A 20,419-nucleotide genomic window follows, 5' to 3' on the forward strand; every position below is an offset into this window, starting at 1 on the left:
TTATTTATTTTTTAAAATTTCTTTTAAATGTTTTGTTCTTAGCCTAGAAACAGGGCAACGACGGCCTTCATAAAATATAATTTCCTTTGTTTTCTTATCATAATCGCAGATATTATCGATATTGACTAAAAAAGATTTATGGGAAGCAAAGAAACGTTGGGTTTTCTCATCCTGTTCTTGAACACTGGCAATCGTTCCATAAAATTCTTTTATAAAGTTTTTTCCGACCATCCGTAACTTATGGGAGGAGCTTGAGGTTTCAATATATAAAATATCATTAAATGGCACGCGCACATCATTGCCTCGATAGCTATATTCAAAGTAATCAACCATGTTGGTGTTTGTTATTAAAGTATTTTTCGTATAAATGATACACTCTTTTATACGTTTTTTAAACGAATCATCGTTAATATCCTTGTCAATAAAATCAAGAGCTGATACCTTGTATTTGAAAGTTATGGTCGCAAACTCTGATTTTGAAGTTACAAAGACAATAATAGCATATGGATTATGGTGACGAATAAAACGAGCGACCTCCAGTCCTTTGGTCTCTTATCCTTTTATATCTATGTCCAGAAAATAAATCTGATTGACATCTTCATTTTCGACGTAGTCCTTAAATTCCTGAATTTTTCCTGTGATTTTTACCTGGATATCGAGCCCCATTTCTTCAGCAATCTCTGCTAAAGTTTTTTCCATGCGGAGTTGATGGGCTAAGGTATCTTCTAATGCTAAGATTCTCATAAACTATTCCTTCTTTTAATTGTTAATACTTGGGTGAAATCATACTTACTTATTTCTGTATCTAGCATGATATATTCATAATTCTCTAAAATTTCTTTCAGATTATTTAAACCTAGGCCTCTTCGATAACCTTTCGTTGAGAACTCTGGTTCATAAATTTCTTCTAAATCTAATTTCCTTTGCTTGCGGGAATTTTTTACAACAAAAATGATTTCTGTATCGAGTTGAACTAAAGTCACATGAATCATTTTTTCATAGCTTTCAATTGCGCCTTCAACAGCATTGTTTAGCAAAATACTGGCCATTCTTACCACATCTAATAGCTTAATCGGTAATGTCTCAACAGGCTCTTTAACCTCAAATGTCAAATCAATCTGGTGTTCACGCGCCTTGAACAAAGTCTCTGTCATAACGCTTCGAAGAGCTGAGTCACCAACATTATTCAAATCAAAATAGGTATATTTGTCCGAACGTAATTTCAAATTCGCATCGACTAAAACTTCTTGATATATTTTTTCAATTTCCTTGATATCTTGCGTATTGATGGCCGTCTGAAAGCTGGTCAGCATGCCAGCATAATCATGACGGAAGCCACGAATTTCATTATAAAGAGAAACAATTTCATCTGTGTACTGCTGCAGCTGCAACTGTTCCAATTCTCTTTGTCGAATCTCCTCTTCTTTTTCATACTTTTCCCGAATCGCTTTCAAATAGAAAAGAGTCGTCATAAAGATCAAGAAACAAATAGTCGCTAGCATACTGCTAAAACTATTAAAATGATCGTCTTCACTTAACCAATGAGAAACATTTAATATGAGGATCGTTAGAAAATAATAAATATTAATCTTTTGAACTGTCTTTTTAAAGGAAGAGTCTTTAAAATCTCTCAGTTGAAATTCAAAATAATCAATGGATTTTAGCATAAACAAAACAGAGATACTGTTTATCGTAATATAAAAGATAGCCCAATTACTTTTTACAAATTGATCCCCTGTAATGGATGAAATAATAACTGAAAAAAAGGTAGACGAAGCCTGAGTTGCTAAATAAAGGAAAAAAGATAAAAATAAAGAAAGATAATTAGGCAACTTTTCTTTCTTATAAAAATAAGCATAAAAAAGGAAAGGTTGCACCATTAAGATGATGTAATAGAGTAATAAATTAATCAGAGATGCTAAAGGAGCAATAATAACTGTAAAAATACAAAGACAAATAAAGTAAAATCTAGATTTTACTTTACTCTCTACTTTTTTATATATTTTTACAATTGCAAAAATTTCTATTAATTCACATATAAACCATAAAATGAAGTTTAATATCATTTTTATCTCCTAATTACTTCCTTTACTTAAAAATAATTCGAGGAAGGCCTATCTTTCTAAAATCTCCTCCAAGAACTTCTTTAAGTTCTTTTTCATTCAAGGCTGGGAATTGAGCGATTGTTTTAAAGTTTTTCTGAGTATTTTTCATAATACATTCTCCTAAAAATTTTTTCGTAAGTGTTACCTTACAAGATCTATTATAAATAAAATTTCAAATAATCTGTCATCTTTCCCTGAAATGTCATTTTTTATTCCTGAAATGTCGTTTTCTCAAAAATATAATAAAAAAACACGAAATTTTTCGTGTCTGAGTAATGTATATTATGATCCCAGCAGGATTCGAACCTGCGACCGTTCGCTTAGAAGGCGAATGCTCTATCCAGCTGAGCTATGAGACCGATACCTTTTCATTCTATCAGAAAAATCTAGTATCGTCAAGATTTACTTATGGTAAGGACTTCCCTGTTGAATCATGAAAGCACGGTAAATCTGCTCTACCAAAACAAGGCGCATCAGTTGATGGGGCAGGGTCAATTTTCCAAAACTCATCAGTAGATTAGCTCTTTTTTTGACAGCAGGAGACAGACCCAAGCTGCCACCAATTACAAAAGTAATATCAGAAAAGCCACGGACTGTGATGTCGCTCAAGATCGAACTAAACTCTTCTGAAGGAAATTGCTTTCCTTCAATAGCTAGAGCAACCACGAATTCTCGTTCAGAGATTTTTGTTAAGATCCGATTTCCCTCTTTTTCGAGGATTTGCTGATTTTCTACCTCACTGGCCTTATCTGGTGTTTTTTCGTCTGCTAATTCTACAATTTCTAACTTACAAAATCGACTTAGACGTTTAGTATATTCAGCAATTCCATCCTTGAGATACTTTTCCTTTAATTTCCCAACGGTTACAAGCTTTATTTTCATATTTCCATTCTATCATATCCACATGGATTTCACACTTTATTCACATCAGTTTTTTATGGAAAACTGGTTGAATCTATGTATTTTCTAACCTCTATCAACATTTTTTATAAGTTTTCCACAACTTGTGGAAAACTTGTGAATTTTAAGTTATAATTAAGAATAGATTTCTATAATTTCATCAATTGTAATCAAGGAGGAAAATATGAAAAACGCTTCAAATTTCTTTAAAAAATCTTTGTTGCTTTTTATTGTTTTAGTTGTAGGATTTATCGGCGGAAGCCTAGGGAATTTAGCCACCGCATTTCTTAATAATAAATTGGCTAATATCAGTCCTTCTAGCTCAAAGACCACTGTATCAACGTCTTATAAAAACACAACTGACACCACAAAGGCTGTAAAAAAGGTACAAAATGCAGTTGTATCGGTGATTACTTATACCGGTTCTAATCAGGAAGGAGTGATCAATAATGAATCAACCAGTGATCCTCAAGTAGCTAGTGAGGGATCTGGTGTCATTTATAAGAAGGAAGGAAAATATGCCTACCTTGTTACCAATACTCACGTGCTAAATGGAGCAAAAAATCCCGATATTCTACTAGCAGATGGTAGTAAGGTTCCTGGTGAAGTAGTGGGATCAGATGTTTATTCTGATATTTCTGTAGTAAGAATTAGCTCTGAAAAGGTGAAAGATGTAGCTGAATTTGGAGATTCAAATTCCCTGACAGTAGGAGAAACTGCTATTGCTATCGGAAGCCCTCTCGGAACAGAATACGCTAACTCTGTTACACAGGGAATCATCTCTAGTTTGGGTAGAAATGTAACTTTGCAATCTGAAGACGGCCAAAATATCTCGACAACTGCCTTGCAAACAGATGCTGCTATCAACCCTGGTAACTCTGGTGGCCCACTCATCAATATCCAAGGGCAAGTTATTGGTATTACGTCCAGCAAAATCTCTCACAATGGTCAAACTGCTGTAGAAGGCATGGGCTTTGCAATTCCATCAAACGATGTTGTCAATATCATCAAGCAACTAGAGAAAAATGGAACAGTCACTCGTCCTGCTCTGGGTATCCAAATGCTTGATTTATCTAATATCGCCACTTCTGACTTAGCAAAATTACGTCTACCTTCATCTGTAAAATCAGGTATCCTTGTCCGCTCTGTACAAGAAGGAATGCCTGCTGAAAATAAACTTCAGAAATACGACGTCATCACAAAAGTTGACGATAAGGATGTCGAGTCAACCAGTGATTTACAATCTGCTCTCTACAGACACTCTCTGGGAGATGAGTTGAAAGTGACTTACTTTAGAGATGGTAAAGAAGCTACTACGACAATCAAATTGACCAAATCAACCCAGGACTTAAGTGACAACTAATACTTTACATAATTGTCAACACACCTTTACACGATCGTAAAGGTGTGTTATGCTATATACAAATGGAAAATTATCAATACATACCACTAAAAGACATTCGAACCAATCCTTATCAGCCTAGAAAAAGCTTTTCTCAAGAGAAAATAAATGAATTGGCAGCTTCTATTAAAGAAAATGGAATTATTCAGCCCATTATTTTGAGAAAATCTTCCTTATTTGGTTACGAAATTTTAGCAGGTGAAAGACGATTCAGAGCTGCTAAAATTGCTGGCTTAGAAAACATTCCTGCCCTTATTAAAGACTTGTCTGACGATGACATGATGAAGCAAGCCATCATCGAGAATTTGCAAAGAGAAGACCTCAATCCAATCGAAGAAGCGGAATCCTATCAGCATCTGATTGAGAAAGGTCTGACCCATGAAGAAATTGCAAAAATCATGGGAAAATCTCGGCCTTACATCAGTAATCTTGTCCGCTTGTTACAGCTACCAGCTTTTATGCTGGACGCTGTCAAAGAGGAAATGATTTCGCAAGGGCATGCTCGTCTCCTCATTCCACTCAAAAAGGAAGAGCAAGTTTTTTGGCTGGACAAAATCATTCAAGATAATTTATCCGTTCGTGCTCTTGAGCTTTCATTACAAAATACCAAGAAGTCAAAGACTAAGAAGAACAAAGAAATTTTTGCCCATTCAGAAGAAGAAAAACTAAAAAAAATCCTTGGACTCAATGTCTCCATTCACTTAAAAAATTCTTCAAAAGGAAAGATCGTTATTCCTTTTGAAAACGAGGAAGAGTATCAAAGAATTATAAACAGCCTGAAATAGGGCTGTTATTTTCTTTTTTCAAACTAACAGACTTTTCCACCTTTAAAAGTAGCCTAAAATATTGAAAAATAAGGATTTCATTAATAATCCACAATCTGTGGATAAGTCTTATAAACAATGTTAATTTTTCTCCACCACTTGTGGAAAACTTAGCCTTTTTATGTTAAAATGGGAGTCGACGTAGAGAATAATTTTTTGAAAAGGAGGAGGCAATGACCAAAGAGCAAGAATTTTGGCGAAGAATTTTAGAACTTTCAGCTGCTCAACTAAAACAGACAACCTATGATTTTTTTGTTGCAGAAGCAAAATTGATAGCCATTGAAAATAATCAGGCTACTATCTTTTTGGATAGCCCAGTCAAACAGCTGTTTTGGGAACAAAACTTAGTGGGCGTTATTCTCACAGCTGGCTTTGAAATTTTCAACGATCAAATCACGGCCAAATACGTCTTTGAAGAAGCAGGACATGACAGTATTTCTAAATATCAGCTGGAAGAACTTCCTGAAAAGACGCCATTTCGGCCAAGTTTACCGCCAATTGATACTGGACTAAAAGCTAAATATACATTTGATAATTTTGTACAAGGGGACGGAAATATCTGGGCCAAAGCAGCAGCCTTGGCTGTGTCTGAAAATCTAGCAACTACCTATAATCCCCTATTTATCTACGGCGGACCAGGTCTAGGAAAAACCCACTTACTGAATGCTATTGGCAATCAAATTTTAGAAAATATTCCTGATGCGCGTGTAAAATATATTCCAGCGGAAACCTTTATCAATGACTTTCTGGAGCATCTGAGGCTCGGTGACATGGATAATTTCAAAAAAATCTATCGGAGCTTGGATTTGCTCTTGATTGATGATATCCAGTCTCTTGGCGGAAAAAAAGTCTCTACCCAGGAAGAATTCTTCAATACGTTTAACGCTCTGCATGGCGATAACAAGCAGATTGTGCTGACCAGCGACCGCAGTCCAGATCATCTTGATAATTTGGAAGAACGCTTGGTCACGCGCTTCAAATGGGGGCTCACTCAAAATATTACACCACCTGATTTTGAAACGCGGATTGCCATCCTCCGGAACAAAATCGAAAATCTGGACTATATTTTCCCTAATGATACTTTGGAGTACCTTGCCGGACAATTTGACTCGAATGTCCGTGACTTAGAAGGGGCCCTCAATGATATTACGCTCATTGCAAGAGTCCGCAATCTCAAGGAAATTACGATTGATATTGCTGCCGAAGCCATTCGAGCTCGCAAGCAGGATTCTAGTCAGGTGACCGTCATTCCGATTGAAAAAATCCAGTCTGAGGTCGGCAATTTCTATGGTGTCAGTGTCAAGGAAATGAAGGGAAGTCGTCGAGTCCAAAATATCGTTTTGGCTAGACAGGTAGCCATGTATCTAGCCCGCGAACTAACAGACAATAGCCTACCAAAAATCGGGCGAGAATTTGGCGGTAAAGACCATACAACAGTCATTCACGCGCATGGAAAAATCAAAACCCGACTCGAAACTGACGATAGCCTGCGACTTGAAATCGAAAATATCAAAAACAAGATAAAATAAGGGTGTGGAAAAGATTGAACGAATTTAAAGTTTTTTCCACAGGTTGTGAACAAGTCTTAAAACTTTATTTTAGATACTTTGCTCCATTTTTCCACAGCTTCCACAAGAACTACTATTACTATTAATTTAATAATCATAAATAATAAAAGGAGTCCCTATGATTCACTTCTCTATTAATAAAAATTTATTCCTACAAGCTTTGAATACAACTAAAAGAGCTATCAGTACCAAAAACGCTATTCCAATTTTATCAACGGTTAAAATTGATGTGACCAAAGAAGGTATTACCTTGATTGGTTCAAATGGTCAAATTTCCATTGAAAACTTCATTTCAGTTCAAAATGAAAATGCTGGACTCTTGATTACTTCGCCAGGTTCGATCCTTCTCGAAGCAAATTTCTTTATCAATGTCATTTCTAGCTTGCCAGATATCGTGCTTGATTTTAAAGAAATTGAGCAAAAACAAATCGTCCTCACCAGCGGCAAGTCAGAAATTACGCTAAAAGGAAAAGATGCAGATCAATACCCACGTATCCAAGAAGTCTCTACTAGCAATCCTTTGGTTTTAGAAACAAAAGTCCTTAAAAATATCATCAATGAGACAGCTTTTGCTGCTAGCACGCAAGAAAGCCGTCCTATTTTGACGGGTGTTCATTTTGTTTTGACAGATAATCAATCCCTCAAAACAGTTGCGACAGACTCTCACCGGATGAGCCAAAAGAAAATTACTTTGGACAAGAAGGGGGATGACTTCGATGTGGTAATTCCTAGCCGTTCTCTGCGTGAATTTACAGCTGTTTTCACAGACGAAATTGAAACAGTAGAGGTTTTCTTTGCCAATAATCAACTTCTCTTTAGAAGTGAAAATATCAGCTTCTATACACGCCTGTTGGAAGGAAACTATCCTGACACAGACCGCCTGATTCCAACAGAATTTTCAAGCGTTGTGACCTTTAATACCAATAATTTACGTCATGCCATGGAACGGTCTCGTCTTCTGTCCAATGCGACTCAAAACGGAACAGTGAAACTAGAAATTGTGAAGGGCATTGTCAGCGCTCATGTCTATTCACCAGAAGTTGGACGCGTGAATGAAGAAATTGATACAGAAAGTGTGTCAGGAGAAGATTTGAGCATCAGCTTCAATCCTACCTACCTGATCGAAGCGCTAAAGGCAGTCGATAGTGAGAAGGTGACCATTAGCTTTATTTCAGCTGTTCGTCCTTTCACTTTAGTACCAAACGAAGATGCTGAAAACTTTATCCAGCTGATCACACCAGTACGTACTAATTAGAAGATAAGATTTAAGACAAGGCTGACTCGATCCGCCTTGTCTTATTTTGATCATTTACAAGCCAGCTGATTCTAAACTTGTGGTATAATACAGCTAGGGTTGAGAGAAGTGCTAATCTGTATTTCTAAGAGAATAAAAAAAGATTGTCAAAAGGAGAGAAGATGTACGAACTTGGAACTTTTGTAGAAATGAAAAAGCCCCATGCCTGTACCATTAAGTCAACGGGCAAAAAGGCCAATCGTTGGGAAGTCGTCCGCATGGGAGCAGATATCAAGATTCGCTGCAGCAACTGCGAACACGTTGTCATGATGAGCAGATATGATTTTGAAAGAAAAATGAAGAAGGTCATTGAATAGTCTATATTTTGGACTTAGCCCAATTTTAGATGACCTACCTCATCAACAAAGAACGGATAAGACCAAGAAAGTCTTATCCGTTTTCTGCTTTTATTTAAGTTCTTCAAATTTGCCGTCTTTGACTTCTTTATAGCCAGAAGCTTCAAGAGATTTTACCGTTTCTTTATAACTGATATAATTAGCTTTTTGGTCTCCATCTGTTTGGATAAGTTGTTTACTTTTCAGTTCTGAAATATCTGCCTTGCTAAAATCCATCGTCATCTTTTGCGTCAAATGATCGTCTTTATACTCGATTTTATTAGTAAGTCCTTTAATATTTTCCAGCGTTTGCATGTAGCCTCCAATTTGTTCTTTGGCGGTATCTTTTGTCAATCCGATAGGCTCATAATAGAAAACATTGCTGGTTTCATTGTTCAGTAAATCATCTCCCTTATACTCAAGAGTAATCCGGCTGTCTTGCTTGGTCTTTTGATCAATCAACTGAAAATAGGCTTTTTTAGGACTGCTACTGCAGGCAGCTAAAAAAAGTAAAGTAAACATGGTCAAGAAAGAAAGAACAAAAGTTTTAATTGTCATTTTTTTCATGGCTAACTCCTTTTATCAAAATATTAACTATATTATATCATTTTTTGCAGAAATATTTTCTATTTCTATCCAGAAAGCAGGAAATTTTTCATTCAAATCCGCTGTTTAGGATAAGGAATTATGGTATAATGGTTTGGATTGAAAAGATGAATGGAGAAGATACGAATGGCTTTAACAGCAGGGATTGTTGGACTGCCTAATGTGGGCAAGTCAACTTTATTTAATGCAATTACAAAAGCAGGGGCAGAAGCTGCCAACTACCCTTTTGCGACCATTGATCCAAATGTCGGGCGGGTAGAAGTTCCGGATGCACGTTTGGATAAACTAACAGAATTGATTAAACCTCAAAAGAAGGTTCCCACTACATTTGAATTTACAGATATTGCTGGTATTGTAAAGGGAGCTTCGAAAGGGGAAGGTCTAGGAAATAAATTCTTGGCCAATATCCGTGAAGTGGATGCTATCGTCCATGTAGTCCGTGCCTTTGATGATGAAAATGTCATGCGGGAACAAGGCCGTGAGTCTGATTTTGTCGACCCTATGGCTGATATCGAGACCATCAATCTGGAGCTCATTTTGGCCGATCTGGAAAGCATTAACAAACGCTATGCGCGTGTTGAGAAGATGGCCCGTACCCAGAAAGACAAAGACTCAGTTGCAGAATTTAATGTTCTGCAGAAAATCAAACCTGTTCTGGAAGATGGTCTGTCGGCTCGAACAGTTGAGTTTACAGAAGAAGAGCAAAAAATCGTCAAAGGTCTCTTTCTTTTAACGATTAAGCCAGTACTTTATGTGGCCAATGTCGGTGAAGATGAAGTTGCAGATCCAGACAATATTGACTATGTGAAGCAGATTCGTGAATTTGCAGCTACAGAAAATGCTGAAGTTGTTGTCATTTCAGCGCGTGCCGAGGAAGAAATTTCTGAACTGGATGATGAAGACAAGGCAGAATTTTTGGAAGCTATCGGCTTGACAGAGTCAGGTGTAGACAAATTGACACGAGCAGCCTATCATTTGTTGGGACTTGGAACCTACTTTACCGCTGGTGAAAAGGAAGTCCGTGCTTGGACCTTTAAGCGTGGTATGAAAGCTCCTCAAGCAGCTGGCATCATTCACTCAGACTTTGAGAAAGGTTTCATCCGTGCAGTGACGATGTCTTATGATGATTTGGTAAAATATGGATCTGAAAAAGCTGTAAAAGAAGCTGGACGTTTGCGTGAAGAAGGAAAAGAATATATCGTTCAAGATGGCGATATTATGGAATTCCGCTTTAATGTGTAAATCAAGTGTAAAGTTAAAATACATAGGTTGGAAAGGAATTTCCAGCCCTTTTGGCTTTTATAAAGGAGTAAAATGACAAAATTAATTGTTGGATTAGGAAATCCAGGAGATAAATATTTTGAGACCAAACATAATGTTGGCTTTATGTTAGTTGACAAAATGTGTAAAGAATTAAATCTAAAGTTTACAGCAGATAAGATTTTTCAAGCAGACATTGCTTCAACTTTCTTGAATGGGGAAAAAGTCTATTTTGTAAAACCGACTACTTTTATGAATGAAAGTGGGAAAGCAGTCCATGCCCTGCTCACTTACTACGGCTTAGATATAGATGACTTACTCGTTATTTATGATGATCTGGATATGGAAGTTGGGAAAATTCGTCTTCGTACCAAAGGTTCAGCTGGCGGTCACAATGGTATTAAGTCTATCATTAAACATATTGGAACACAGGAATTCAAGCGAGTGAAAATCGGCATTGGAAGACCTAAAAATAATATGTCAGTTATTCATCATGTTTTAGGGAAATTTGATGAGGAAGATTATATTAGTATTTTAAACACATTAGAAAAAGTTGACAGTGCTGTAAATCATTATTTACAAACTGAGAATTTTGAGCAGACCATGCAACAATACAATGGATAAGACAATGACACTACTTGATCTATTTGGTCGAAACCAACAAATTGTAGATTGGAAGAAACAGTTACAAAAGAAGACCCGTCAGTTAGTGATGGGACTTTCAGCTTCAACAAAGGCTTTAGCGATTGCTAGCAGCTTAGAAGAGCAGGAGAAAATCCTAGTCATTACTTCGAGTCAGAACGAAGCAGAGCGTCTAGCTAGTGACTTGATTTCTTTGTTGGGGGAAGAAAAAGTCTATACTTTCTTGGCAGATGATACGCCTTTAGCTGAATTTGTTTTTTCATCGCAAGAAAAAATCTTTGCCAGATTAGAAGCCATGAATTTTTTATCAGATAAAGAGAAAAATGGGATTCTGATCATCAATGTTGCAGCCAGTCGTTTATTATTGCCCCAGCCTGATATTTTTAAACAATCTGAGCTTATTCTTTCTGTTACTGAAGAATATAACCTTGACAACCTAGTAAAGTCCTTGTCAAGTAATGGTTATAAAAAGGTTTCTCAGGTTCTCAGTCAAGGAGAGTACAGTCTGAGAGGGGATATTCTAGATATTTTTGAACGCTCGGCTCAATATCCTTATCGGATAGAATTTTTTGGCGATGAGATTGATGGCATAAGGATTTTCAATCCTGAAAATCAACTTTCTCTTGAAAATGTGGAACAGATTTTGATAGAGCCTGTTACAGATCTTCTATTGACAGAAGAAGATTATGCAAGAGGACAGAAAAATCTAGAAGTGGCTCTCTCTACGGTTCTTGATCCTTCCTTAAAATCCTATTTAGAAGAAGTATTGAGCTCTGTTAGAGAGCACTTTCATCATGCAGATATTCGCAAATTTCTTTCCTTATTCTATCAGAAAGAATGGACTATTTTAGACTACCTGCCAACGCACACTCCTATATTTTTTGATGATTTTCAAAAGATAATGGACAAGCATGCACAGTTTGAATTAGAAGTTGCCAATATCTTGACAGATGATTTACAAAATAGTAAAGCACTGTCAAATCAACAATACTTTGCAAATAGCTATCAGGACTATCGTAAATATAAACCTGCTACATTTTTTTCTAATTTCCATAAAGGCTTAGGAAATCTAAAATTTGATGCACTTTATCAATTTAATCAATATCCAATGCAGGAATTCTTTAGTCAGTTTCCTCTCTTAAAAGAAGAAATCAATCGCTTTAGGAAATCGGACTATACGGTAGTCTTACAAGCAAATTCAGCCTCAAGTTTACAAAGTTTACATAAAACTTTACAGGATTATGAGATTCATTTAGATTACATCAAGGAAAAAGACATCCATGAAAAAGCTGTCCAGCTCATAGAAGGAAATCTAGTTCAAGGATTTAATTTTGTCGATGAAAAAATCGTTTTGATTACTGAGCATGAGATGATTCAGAAAAAAATCAAACGTAGGATTCGTCGTCAAAATATTTCTAATGCTGAAAGATTGAAAGACTATAATGAACTGGAAAAAGGCGATTATGTGGTTCATAATATCCACGGTATTGGTCGCTATTTAGGAATTGAAACGATTGAGGTTTCAGGAGTTCATCGGGATTATTTGACGATTCAGTATCAAAATGCAGATCGTATCTCCATTCCGGTGGATCAAATCAACCTTCTGTCTAAATATGTAGCTAGTGATGGAAAAGCACCTAAAATTAATAAGTTAAATGATGGGCGTTTCCAAAAAACGAAGCAAAAAGTACAACATCAGGTTGAAGACATTGCCGATGACCTTATTAAATTGTATGCAGAGCGTAGTCAATTAAAAGGTTTTCAATTTTCTAGTGACGACCAGCATCAAGTAGAGTTTGACAATGCCTTTCCGTATGTGGAAACAGATGATCAGCTCAGAAGCATTCAGGAAATCAAGAAGGATATGGAGAGCGACCGTCCAATGGATCGACTCTTGGTTGGCGATGTTGGTTTTGGGAAGACAGAGGTGGCTATGAGGGCTGCTTTTAAGGCTGTCAACGATCATAAACAGGTGGCTATCTTGGTTCCGACCACTGTTTTAGCTCAGCAACACTACACAAACTTTAAAGAACGTTTCAACGATTTTGCCGTGAATGTCGATGTTCTCAGTCGTTTTAGAAGTAAAGGGGAACAAAAAGAGACTCTAGAAAAATTGGAAAAAGGGCAGATTGATATTATTATCGGTACCCATCGCCTTCTATCAGCAGATGTAAAATTCTCCGATTTGGGGCTACTGGTGATAGATGAAGAGCAGCGTTTCGGTGTCAAGCATAAGGAAAAGTTGAAGGAGCTTAAAAAGAAGGTTGATGTGCTGACCTTGACGGCTACCCCTATTCCACGAACCCTTCATATGTCGATGCTAGGGATTCGAGATTTATCGGTCATTGAAACACCACCGACAAATCGTTATCCAGTCCAAACTTATGTTTTAGAAAATAATAAGACAGTTATTCGGGATGCGGTTTTGCGTGAAATAGACCGAGGCGGACAAGTTTACTACCTTTACAATAAAGTTGACACCATTGAGCAAAAAGTTTCAGAATTAAAAGAGTTGATTCCAGAGGCTTCAATTGGTTATGTTCATGGACAGATGACAGAGGTGCGTTTAGAAAATACCCTTTTAGACTTTGTTAATGGCGAATACGATATTTTAGTTACAACAACGATCATCGAAACTGGTGTCGATATTCCAAATGCAAATACTCTCTTTATCGAAAATGCTGATCATATGGGTCTGTCAACCTTGTATCAACTTCGTGGTCGGGTTGGCCGCAGCAATCGAATCGCTTATGCCTATCTTATGTACCGACCAGATAAAACTCTAACTGAAGTTTCAGAAAAAAGACTAGAAGCCATTAAAGGATTTACTGAGCTAGGATCTGGATTCAAGATTGCGATGAGGGATTTGTCTATCCGAGGAGCTGGAAATATTTTAGGAAGTTCTCAGTCAGGTTTCATTGATTCTGTAGGATTTGAAATGTATTCTCAACTTTTAGAAGAGGCCATTGCTAAGAAACAAGGTAAGGAAACCAAGCGCCAAAAAAGCAACGCTGAAATCAATCTTCAGATTGATGCCTATCTTCCAAGTGATTATATTTCTGATGAACGTCAGAAAATCGAGGTTTACAAGAGAATTCGTGAAATTGACAATCGTGTCAACTATGAACATCTGCAAGATGAATTGATTGACCGCTTTGGAGAATATCCGGATGTAGTGGCTTACCTACTGGAGATTGGTTTAGTCAAATCCTATCTTGATCAAGCCTTTGTGGCACTTGTTGAGCGGAAGCAAGAATCTGTCATCATTCGTTTTGAAAAAATTTCTCAGCAAATCTATCTGACCCAAGATTATTTTGAAGCCTTGTCAACGACAAATCTAAAGGCTCGAATTGGTGAGCAACAAGGCTTGATTGAAGTCGTTTTTGATGTTCGGAAGAAAAAAGATTTCGAGATTTTGGAAAACTTGCTGAACTTTGGTGAAAAACTGATAGAAATCAAGAATCGAAAAGCTGAATAAACATTACAATTCGGTAAAATTTCAGCTTTTTAGCTTTGTTTCTTTCAAAAGAATGATAGAATATTAAGAGAAAATCGAGGAAAAGACTATGAGATTAGACAAATATTTAAAGGTATCACGCATTATCAAGAGGCGCCCTGTAGCTAAAGAGGTAGCAGATAAAGGTCGTATCAAGGTAAATGGAATCCTGGCAAAAAGTTCGACAGATTTGAAAATCAATGATCAAATTGAAGTTCGTTTTGGCAATAAGCTGTTAACAGTGCGGGTGCTAGAAATGAAAGACAGCACCAAAAAAGAAGATGCTGCTAAAATGTATGAAATTATCAGTGAGACAAGGATTGAAGAAAATGTCTAGAAATATTGTTCAAATAAATAATCGCTTTATCCAAGATGAAAATCAGCGTCGCAGATACCTCGATGAGGAACGTCGGAAGCGAAATCGTTTTATGGGATGGGTTCTAATTTTAGTCATGCTACTTTTTATTCTTCCAGCCTATAATTTATATCAAAGTTACGAAACTTTACTTAATCGTCGTGCTCAATATGCACAACTACAGAAAAAATATGAAAAATTAGGCGAAGAAAAGAGCTATCAATCTGACATTGCTACTAAGTTGAAAGATGACAGCTATGCTGCCAAATATGCTCGTGCCAAGTATTCCTTTTCAAAAGAAGGAGAATATATTTACACAACACCAGATTTATTACCACAATAATCATGGAAAATTTACTTCAAAATATAGAGAAATTTTTATCTTTTTCGGATGAAAAACTAGCAGAATTATCCGAAAAGAATCAAGCTTTAAAACTTCAAGAAACAAAAAAGGAAAGGGGAGGTCATGCGTAAGTTACTTTTGCTGATATTTTTACTGCCAGCTTTATGGAGCAGTCAAACAGCAATCAGTACTGAAAAGGAACTTGTTTTAGACGAAGAAGAAAAGTATCAGCTGACAGGTACAGCTTATGGCCGTTACCATACGAATATCCCTACAAATCCTAATGTTTATGAAGAAACGCCTACTTTTACGGATGCTACTTTGACTAAGGTAGCTGGGAAACTTTTGCCAGATCAGCCACTAGAGCTGACAGAGTTGCACGTGAATGAAGTTGGAATCCCTATCTTTAAATTAAAGAATGGCCAGTTTGTAATTGCAGATAAGAATAGCATCTATGAGGACACGGTTCAGTCTATCACAGATGTCAAACAGGAAAGATGGCTGGCCCCTAACTATGTGCTCTACGATACTATCCCGATCAATTCTTCTAAAAAGATTGCAGCTAAACTACCTGCTTATAGCAAAGTAAAGGTGGTACAAATTGCTCAAACAGCTAAGGGAGAATACGCTAAAATTGAAGGTCAAGGTTGGATTTCTGTTGATTTTCTTTCCCAAGAAGATAATCGAATGGAAAAGGTTCAGGAGCTGTTAAATTCTAAGTACAAAAAAGCTGACTTTTCTATTTATGTAAAGCAGCTAGAAACGGGCAAGGAAGCAGGTATCAATCCAGATCAACAAATGTACTCAGCTAGTGTGACGAAAATTCCTTATCTTTACTATGCCCAGGAGCAACTGGACAATCATACCATTTCCTTGGATAAGAAGTTAAAATATACAGCGGCTGTCAATGATTTTGCAGGTGCCTACGACCCTGAGGGAAGCGGTAGTATTTCCAAATCAGCAAATGATAAGGAATATTCTGTACAGGACTTAATCAATGGTGTAGCAAAAGAATCGGATAATGTGGCCCACAATATCCTTGCCTACTATACAAGCAATCAATCTGATGGCCAATTTCAAAATACTATTGAAAAAATTGCGGGTAAAAAGTGGGATGTGGAAAGCAGACAAGCTTCAGCTCGAATGGCAGGAAATGTTATGGAAGCCATTTATAAGCAAAATGGCATGATCGTCGATGCCTTATCTCAAACAAATTATGATAATCAGCGAATTTCTAAAAACATCAATGTAAAAGTTGCTCATAAAATTGGTGATGCTTACGACTTCAAGCATGATGTCGCTATTGTGTATGCGGATTCGCCATTTATCATTGCTATTCTTACGAATAATTCGGATTACGATACAATTTCTAAAATTGCGGATGATGTGTACGGAGTTCTGAAATGATCGATCAGAAGTTTCGCAAACAAATGCAGGAAAAGCGGTATTTTCAAAATCATCGAAAAGTGTTGGTAGCAGTTTCTGGTGGCTTGGATTCGATGACCTTGTTCCATCTTTTGTACCAGAACAGGGAAGAACTAGAGATTGAGCTGGGCATAGCGCATGTCAACCACAAGCAACGACCAGAGTCAAATATGGAAGAAAAAGAGCTGTCAAATTTTGCCCAGCAACTTGGTGTGAAATTTTTCAGCTCAAATTTTTCAGGTGATTTTTCCGAGGAAAAAGCTCGGCGATTTCGCTATCGTTTTTTTGAAGAAATCATGTTGACAGAAGGCTACACGGCCTTGGTAACGGCTCATCATGCTGATGATCAGGCCGAGACGGTGTTTATGAGACTACTACGAGGAGCAAGGCTGCGCCACTTGTCTGGAATGACCGAGGTTCAATCCTTTGCAAACGGGGAATTAATCCGACCTCTACTTTATTTTCATAAGCAAGACTTTCCTGATATTTTGCATTTTGAAGATAAGAGCAATCTTCAAAATGACTATCTCAGAAATCGGATCCGTAATCTCTATCTTCCCAGTCTTGAAAAGGAAAATCCACGCTTTAAGGATTCTCTGATTTCTTTAGGGAAAGAAGTTGAGGATTTACAGACAGCTCTGTCTCATCTGACGCAAGGTTTGGACATTACAAAACTTGAAGTGTTTGAGCGGCAAATTCCAGAAGTTCAAAATTTCCTTCTGCAGGAGTATTTGAAGAAATTTCCTTCCTTAAATATAAATAAAAAGCAATTTGAAGAAATCTTAGGAATCTTACGAACCAAGGCTAATTACATCCACCCTTTAAAGGATGAATATGAGTTGGTGAAAGATTATAAACATTTTGAAATCAGAAAAATCAGTCGTAGGTCTGATTTGAAAGTGGGCTCAATTCTGTTAGAATGTGGTAATCAACTTCAATTTGGAGACTATCAATTCTCATTTGGCACTCCTTTGGAGGGTGAAAATATTCAAGCGATTGCAGTTTCACGTGAAACACCACTTCTTTTACGTCACAGGAAAACAGGTGATTGTCTTCGTTTGAAAGGACATCACAAAAAACTTCGTCGGCTATTCATTGATCAAAAAATTCCATTTGAAAAACGCGAAAAAGCGATTATTGTGGAGCAAAATCAGCAGATCTTGGCAATTGTAAATATCGCTATCAGTGATTTGAGTAAGGAATTAAAAAGTGATATAATGAGTACTGTACTTTATATTCAGAAAATTAGATAGGTAAAATTATGCTAGAACAAGATATTAAAAAAGTATTGGTTTCTCATGAGGAAATCGTAGCAGCGGCAAAAAAATTGGGCCAACAGTTGACAGCAGACTATCAAGGTAAAAAGCCTATTTTTGTAGGAATTTTGAAGGGGTCAGTTCCTTTTATGGCCGAATTAATCAAACACGTGGATACAGATATTGAATTAGATTTTATGCTGGTATCTAGTTACCATGGCGGTACAACTAGTAGTGGCGTGATTAATATTATCAAAGATATTGATCAAGATATTACGGGTCGTGATATTCTTTTTGTCGAAGATATTATCGATACTGGCCAAACTTTGAAGAATTTGTGTAACTTGTTCAAAGAAAGAAATGCAGCATCTGTAAAAATTGCTACGTTGTTGGATAAGCCAGAAGGACGCATTGTTGACATTGAGGCAGACTATACTTGCTTTACAATTCCAAATGAATTTGTAGTAGGTTACGGACTAGATTATGATGAGTATTATCGCAATCTTCCTTATGTAGGTGTTTTGAAAGAAGAAGTTTATACAAAATAAAGGTTTGCTAGATATAAATGAAAAATAAACAAAATAATGGTTTTATAAAAAATCCTTTTCTCTATATTCTAATTATTGTAGTCCTTGTTACAGGTTTTCAGTATTTCTTTACAGGAAGTGCGACAGGCCGTAGCCAGCAAATCAACTACAGCCAATTAGTAAAAGAAATCCAAAATAATAATGTTACAGAGATGAGCTACCAGCCAAATGGTAGTATTATCGAGGTATCGGGTACTTACAAAAAACCTAAAGAATCAAAAGATACGACAGGAATCCTGTTTTTCAGTCCGGAAATCTCAAAAGTTAGCAGATTTACTAGTGTTGTTTTGCCATCAGATACAACAGTTTCTGATTTGCAAAAGCTGGCTGCTGAGCATGAGACAGAAGTGACTATTAAGCGTGAAAGCTCCAGTGGAATGTGGATTAATCTTTTGATCTCCTTGGTTCCATTTATCATCATCGCCTTCATCTTTATGTCTATGATGAATCAAGGCGGTGGCGGTGCTCGTGGTGCTATGAATTTTGGACGTAACAAAGCTCGTGCGGCTAATAAAGAAGATATCAAAGTACGCTTCTCAGATGTTGCTGGTGCAGAAGAGGAAAAACAAGAACTTGTTGAAGTTGTTGAATTCCTGAAAGATCCAAAACGTTATACTAAGCTGGGTGCTCGTATTCCGGCAGGTGTTCTTTTGGAAGGCCCTCCGGGGACTGGTAAGACCTTGCTTGCCAAGGCAGTTGCTGGTGAAGCAGGTGTTCCTTTCTTCAGCATCTCAGGTTCTGACTTTGTTGAAATGTTCGTCGGTGTCGGAGCAAGCCGTGTTCGTTCTCTATTTGAAGATGCGAAAAAAGCGGCTCCTGCTATTATCTTCATCGATGAAATTGATGCCGTCGGTCGTCAGCGTGGTGTTGGCCTTGGCGGTGGTAATGATGAACGTGAACAAACTCTTAATCAGCTCTTGATTGAAATGGATGGTTTTGAAGGCAATGAAGGAATCATTATCATTGCGGCTACTAACCGTTCGGATGTTCTTGATCCAGCTCTTCTACGTCCAGGTCGTTTTGACAGAAAAGTTTTGGTTGGCCGTCCTGACGTGAAGGGTCGGGAAGCTATTCTTCGCGTTCATGCTAAGAATAAACCGCTGGCTAAGAACGTTGATTTGAAACTAGTTGCTCAGCAGACACCTGGCTTTGTTGGTGCTGATTTGGAAAATGTCTTAAATGAGGCTGCCTTGGTTGCAGCTCGTCGTAATAAGAAAGTCATCGATGCCGATGATATTGATGAAGCAGAAGACAGAGTAATCGCAGGACCATCTAAGAAAGATAAAACCGTTTCAGAGCGTGATCGTCAGATTGTCGCTTATCATGAAGCGGGGCATACGATTGTCGGACTTGTTTTGTCCAATGCGCGTGTCGTACACAAGGTAACTATTGTGCCTCGTGGTCGTGCTGGTGGATATATGATTGCCCTACCTAAAGAAGACCAAATGCTTCTTTCTAAAGAAGATATGAAAGAGCAATTGGCTGGTCTCATGGGTGGTCGTGTAGCTGAAGAGATCATCTTTAATGTGCAAACAACAGGGGCTTCAAATGACTTTGAACAAGCTACACAAATGGCGCGTGCAATGGTCACTGAGTACGGTATGAGTGAAAAGCTTGGCCCAGTCCAATACGAAGGTAATCATGCTATGTTTGGTGCACAAAGTCCTCAAAAATCAATTTCAGAACAAACAGCCTATGAGATTGATGAGGAAGTACGTTCATTATTAAATGAAGCACGAAACAAGGCAGCTGAGATTATTCAAGCAAATCGTGAAACCCATAAATTGATTGCAGAAGCATTACTTAAATATGAAACGCTTGATAGCACCCAAATTAAATCTCTCTATGAAACAGGTCATATGCCAGAAGAGTCTGAAAAAGACTTGGAACGAGAAGCGCATGCCCTTTCCTATGATGAAATAAAATCTAAAATGGAAGAAAATTAAGAGATGCTTTTCTTACTTAAATAGCTTGATTACTAATTGTGTAATCAAGCTATTTTTTTATTCTTTAAAGCCTAA

At 37.2% G+C, this 20,419-nt stretch carries 19 protein-coding genes, 1 tRNA gene and 1 pseudogene; 15 read left to right on the top strand and 6 right to left on the bottom strand.

From position 1 onward, the window contains the following. The 5 genes and pseudogenes from comE to rlmH all read right to left on the bottom strand — a co-directional run bounded on the left by comE (position 1) and on the right by rlmH (position 2,987). Positions 1-744: pseudogene (gene comE, locus O3644_RS06090) on the bottom strand (competence system response regulator transcription factor ComE). Further along, the gene (locus O3644_RS06095) at positions 741-2,066 is read right to left on the bottom strand and encodes a sensor histidine kinase (protein ID WP_371595309.1); all 1,326 of its coding nucleotides are present in this window, start codon (positions 2,064-2,066) and stop codon (positions 741-743) included. The pseudogene comE and the gene O3644_RS06095 overlap by 4 nt, the downstream one beginning before the upstream one ends. A 22-nt stretch (positions 2,067-2,088) precedes the next feature. Further along, positions 2,089-2,214 (bottom strand): ComC/BlpC family leader-containing pheromone/bacteriocin, encoded by a 126-nt coding sequence (locus tag O3644_RS06100; RefSeq protein WP_045499896.1) that lies wholly within the window; start codon positions 2,212-2,214, stop codon positions 2,089-2,091. 176 nt (positions 2,215-2,390) lie between these two features. Continuing rightward, positions 2,391-2,464 (bottom strand) — tRNA-Arg (locus tag O3644_RS06105). Positions 2,465-2,507: 43 nt separating this feature from the next. Further along, positions 2,508-2,987 (bottom strand): 23S rRNA (pseudouridine(1915)-N(3))-methyltransferase RlmH, encoded by a 480-nt coding sequence (gene rlmH, locus O3644_RS06110; RefSeq protein WP_048765790.1) that lies wholly within the window; start codon positions 2,985-2,987, stop codon positions 2,508-2,510. Positions 2,988-3,189: 202 nt separating this feature from the next. On the opposite strand from rlmH, the gene O3644_RS06115 reads away from it, so the two are divergent. The 5 genes from O3644_RS06115 (at position 3,190) to O3644_RS06135 (ending at position 8,410) form a co-directional block, all read left to right on the top strand. Further along, positions 3,190-4,368: a S1C family serine protease gene (locus O3644_RS06115; protein ID WP_371595310.1), complete on the top strand. Its 1,179-nt coding sequence runs from the start codon at positions 3,190-3,192 to the stop codon at positions 4,366-4,368. Positions 4,369-4,430: 62 nt separating this feature from the next. Then, entirely contained in the window at positions 4,431-5,192 is a 762-nt protein-coding gene (locus tag O3644_RS06120) for a ParB/RepB/Spo0J family partition protein (RefSeq protein WP_048765795.1), read from the top strand. A gap of 212 nt (positions 5,193-5,404) precedes the next feature. Then, the gene (dnaA, locus tag O3644_RS06125; RefSeq protein WP_048765797.1) at positions 5,405-6,760 is read left to right on the top strand and encodes a chromosomal replication initiator protein DnaA; all 1,356 of its coding nucleotides are present in this window, start codon (positions 5,405-5,407) and stop codon (positions 6,758-6,760) included. 157 nt (positions 6,761-6,917) lie between these two features. Then, complete coding sequence (dnaN, locus tag O3644_RS06130; protein ID WP_048765799.1) at positions 6,918-8,054, top strand: DNA polymerase III subunit beta; 1,137 nt, start codon at positions 6,918-6,920, stop codon at positions 8,052-8,054. Between the two features lie 161 nt (positions 8,055-8,215). Further along, positions 8,216-8,410: a DUF951 domain-containing protein gene (locus O3644_RS06135; protein ID WP_005591376.1), complete on the top strand. Its 195-nt coding sequence runs from the start codon at positions 8,216-8,218 to the stop codon at positions 8,408-8,410. A 90-nt stretch (positions 8,411-8,500) separates the two neighbouring features. Here the strand turns inward: O3644_RS06135 and O3644_RS06140 are convergent, their stop codons facing one another. Then, a complete protein-coding gene (locus O3644_RS06140) occupies positions 8,501-8,995 on the bottom strand; it encodes a DUF1307 domain-containing protein (protein WP_048765803.1) in 495 nt (164 codons plus the stop codon). Between the two features lie 165 nt (positions 8,996-9,160). Here O3644_RS06140 and ychF point away from each other — a divergent pair, with 165 nt between their 5' ends. The 10 genes from ychF to ftsH all read left to right on the top strand — a co-directional run bounded on the left by ychF (position 9,161) and on the right by ftsH (position 20,344). Next, on the top strand, positions 9,161-10,276 hold the full coding sequence (gene ychF / locus O3644_RS06145) for a redox-regulated ATPase YchF (RefSeq protein WP_048765807.1): 1,116 nt from the start codon (positions 9,161-9,163) through the stop codon (positions 10,274-10,276). Positions 10,277-10,348: 72 nt separating this feature from the next. Then, positions 10,349-10,918 (top strand): aminoacyl-tRNA hydrolase, encoded by a 570-nt coding sequence (gene pth, locus O3644_RS06150; protein ID WP_048765809.1) that lies wholly within the window; start codon positions 10,349-10,351, stop codon positions 10,916-10,918. Then, positions 10,911-14,414, top strand: coding sequence for a transcription-repair coupling factor (gene mfd / locus O3644_RS06155; protein ID WP_152902018.1), 3,504 nt, complete (start codon positions 10,911-10,913; stop codon positions 14,412-14,414). The genes pth and mfd overlap by 8 nt, the downstream gene beginning before the upstream one ends. 88 nt (positions 14,415-14,502) lie before the next feature. Next, positions 14,503-14,769: an RNA-binding S4 domain-containing protein gene (locus O3644_RS06160; protein WP_005591371.1), complete on the top strand. Its 267-nt coding sequence runs from the start codon at positions 14,503-14,505 to the stop codon at positions 14,767-14,769. Then, on the top strand, positions 14,762-15,130 hold the full coding sequence (locus O3644_RS06165; RefSeq protein ID WP_045499867.1) for a septum formation initiator family protein: 369 nt from the start codon (positions 14,762-14,764) through the stop codon (positions 15,128-15,130). The genes O3644_RS06160 and O3644_RS06165 overlap by 8 nt, the downstream gene beginning before the upstream one ends. A 2-nt stretch (positions 15,131-15,132) precedes the next feature. Continuing rightward, entirely contained in the window at positions 15,133-15,261 is a 129-nt protein-coding gene (locus O3644_RS06170) for an SP_0009 family protein (RefSeq protein WP_125372373.1), read from the top strand. After that, a complete protein-coding gene (locus O3644_RS06175) occupies positions 15,254-16,537 on the top strand; it encodes a serine hydrolase (RefSeq protein WP_048765815.1) in 1,284 nt (427 codons plus the stop codon). The genes O3644_RS06170 and O3644_RS06175 overlap by 8 nt, the downstream gene beginning before the upstream one ends. Beyond that, positions 16,534-17,808, top strand: a complete 1,275-nt coding sequence (gene tilS, locus O3644_RS06180; protein WP_048765817.1) for a tRNA lysidine(34) synthetase TilS — start codon at positions 16,534-16,536, stop codon at positions 17,806-17,808. The genes O3644_RS06175 and tilS overlap by 4 nt, the downstream gene beginning before the upstream one ends. 8 nt (positions 17,809-17,816) lie before the next feature. After that, the gene (gene hpt, locus O3644_RS06185; protein WP_048765820.1) at positions 17,817-18,359 is read left to right on the top strand and encodes a hypoxanthine phosphoribosyltransferase; all 543 of its coding nucleotides are present in this window, start codon (positions 17,817-17,819) and stop codon (positions 18,357-18,359) included. A 17-nt stretch (positions 18,360-18,376) separates the two neighbouring features. Beyond that, complete coding sequence (ftsH, locus tag O3644_RS06190; RefSeq protein ID WP_048765822.1) at positions 18,377-20,344, top strand: ATP-dependent zinc metalloprotease FtsH; 1,968 nt, start codon at positions 18,377-18,379, stop codon at positions 20,342-20,344. Positions 20,345-20,419: the final 75 nt, after the last annotated feature.

Source organism: Streptococcus sp. 27098_8_113 (genome assembly GCF_041432545.1).
Taxonomy (GTDB): Bacteria; Bacillota; Bacilli; order Lactobacillales; family Streptococcaceae; genus Streptococcus.

Coding starts and splice junctions, on each gene's coding strand:
- O3644_RS06095 (WP_371595309.1), bottom strand. CDS start 2,066: ATGATATTAAACTTCATTTTATGGTTTATATGTGAATTAATAGAAATT.
- O3644_RS06100 (WP_045499896.1), bottom strand. CDS start 2,214: ATGAAAAATACTCAGAAAAACTTTAAAACAATCGCTCAATTCCCAGCC.
- rlmH (WP_048765790.1), bottom strand. CDS start 2,987: ATGAAAATAAAGCTTGTAACCGTTGGGAAATTAAAGGAAAAGTATCTC.
- O3644_RS06115 (WP_371595310.1), top strand. CDS start 3,190: ATGAAAAACGCTTCAAATTTCTTTAAAAAATCTTTGTTGCTTTTTATT.
- O3644_RS06120 (WP_048765795.1), top strand. CDS start 4,431: ATGGAAAATTATCAATACATACCACTAAAAGACATTCGAACCAATCCT.
- dnaA (WP_048765797.1), top strand. CDS start 5,405: ATGACCAAAGAGCAAGAATTTTGGCGAAGAATTTTAGAACTTTCAGCT.
- dnaN (WP_048765799.1), top strand. CDS start 6,918: ATGATTCACTTCTCTATTAATAAAAATTTATTCCTACAAGCTTTGAAT.
- O3644_RS06135 (WP_005591376.1), top strand. CDS start 8,216: ATGTACGAACTTGGAACTTTTGTAGAAATGAAAAAGCCCCATGCCTGT.
- O3644_RS06140 (WP_048765803.1), bottom strand. CDS start 8,995: ATGAAAAAAATGACAATTAAAACTTTTGTTCTTTCTTTCTTGACCATG.
- ychF (WP_048765807.1), top strand. CDS start 9,161: ATGGCTTTAACAGCAGGGATTGTTGGACTGCCTAATGTGGGCAAGTCA.
- pth (WP_048765809.1), top strand. CDS start 10,349: ATGACAAAATTAATTGTTGGATTAGGAAATCCAGGAGATAAATATTTT.
- mfd (WP_152902018.1), top strand. CDS start 10,911: ATGGATAAGACAATGACACTACTTGATCTATTTGGTCGAAACCAACAA.
- O3644_RS06160 (WP_005591371.1), top strand. CDS start 14,503: ATGAGATTAGACAAATATTTAAAGGTATCACGCATTATCAAGAGGCGC.
- O3644_RS06165 (WP_045499867.1), top strand. CDS start 14,762: ATGTCTAGAAATATTGTTCAAATAAATAATCGCTTTATCCAAGATGAA.
- O3644_RS06170 (WP_125372373.1), top strand. CDS start 15,133: ATGGAAAATTTACTTCAAAATATAGAGAAATTTTTATCTTTTTCGGAT.
- O3644_RS06175 (WP_048765815.1), top strand. CDS start 15,254: ATGCGTAAGTTACTTTTGCTGATATTTTTACTGCCAGCTTTATGGAGC.
- tilS (WP_048765817.1), top strand. CDS start 16,534: ATGATCGATCAGAAGTTTCGCAAACAAATGCAGGAAAAGCGGTATTTT.
- hpt (WP_048765820.1), top strand. CDS start 17,817: ATGCTAGAACAAGATATTAAAAAAGTATTGGTTTCTCATGAGGAAATC.
- ftsH (WP_048765822.1), top strand. CDS start 18,377: ATGAAAAATAAACAAAATAATGGTTTTATAAAAAATCCTTTTCTCTAT.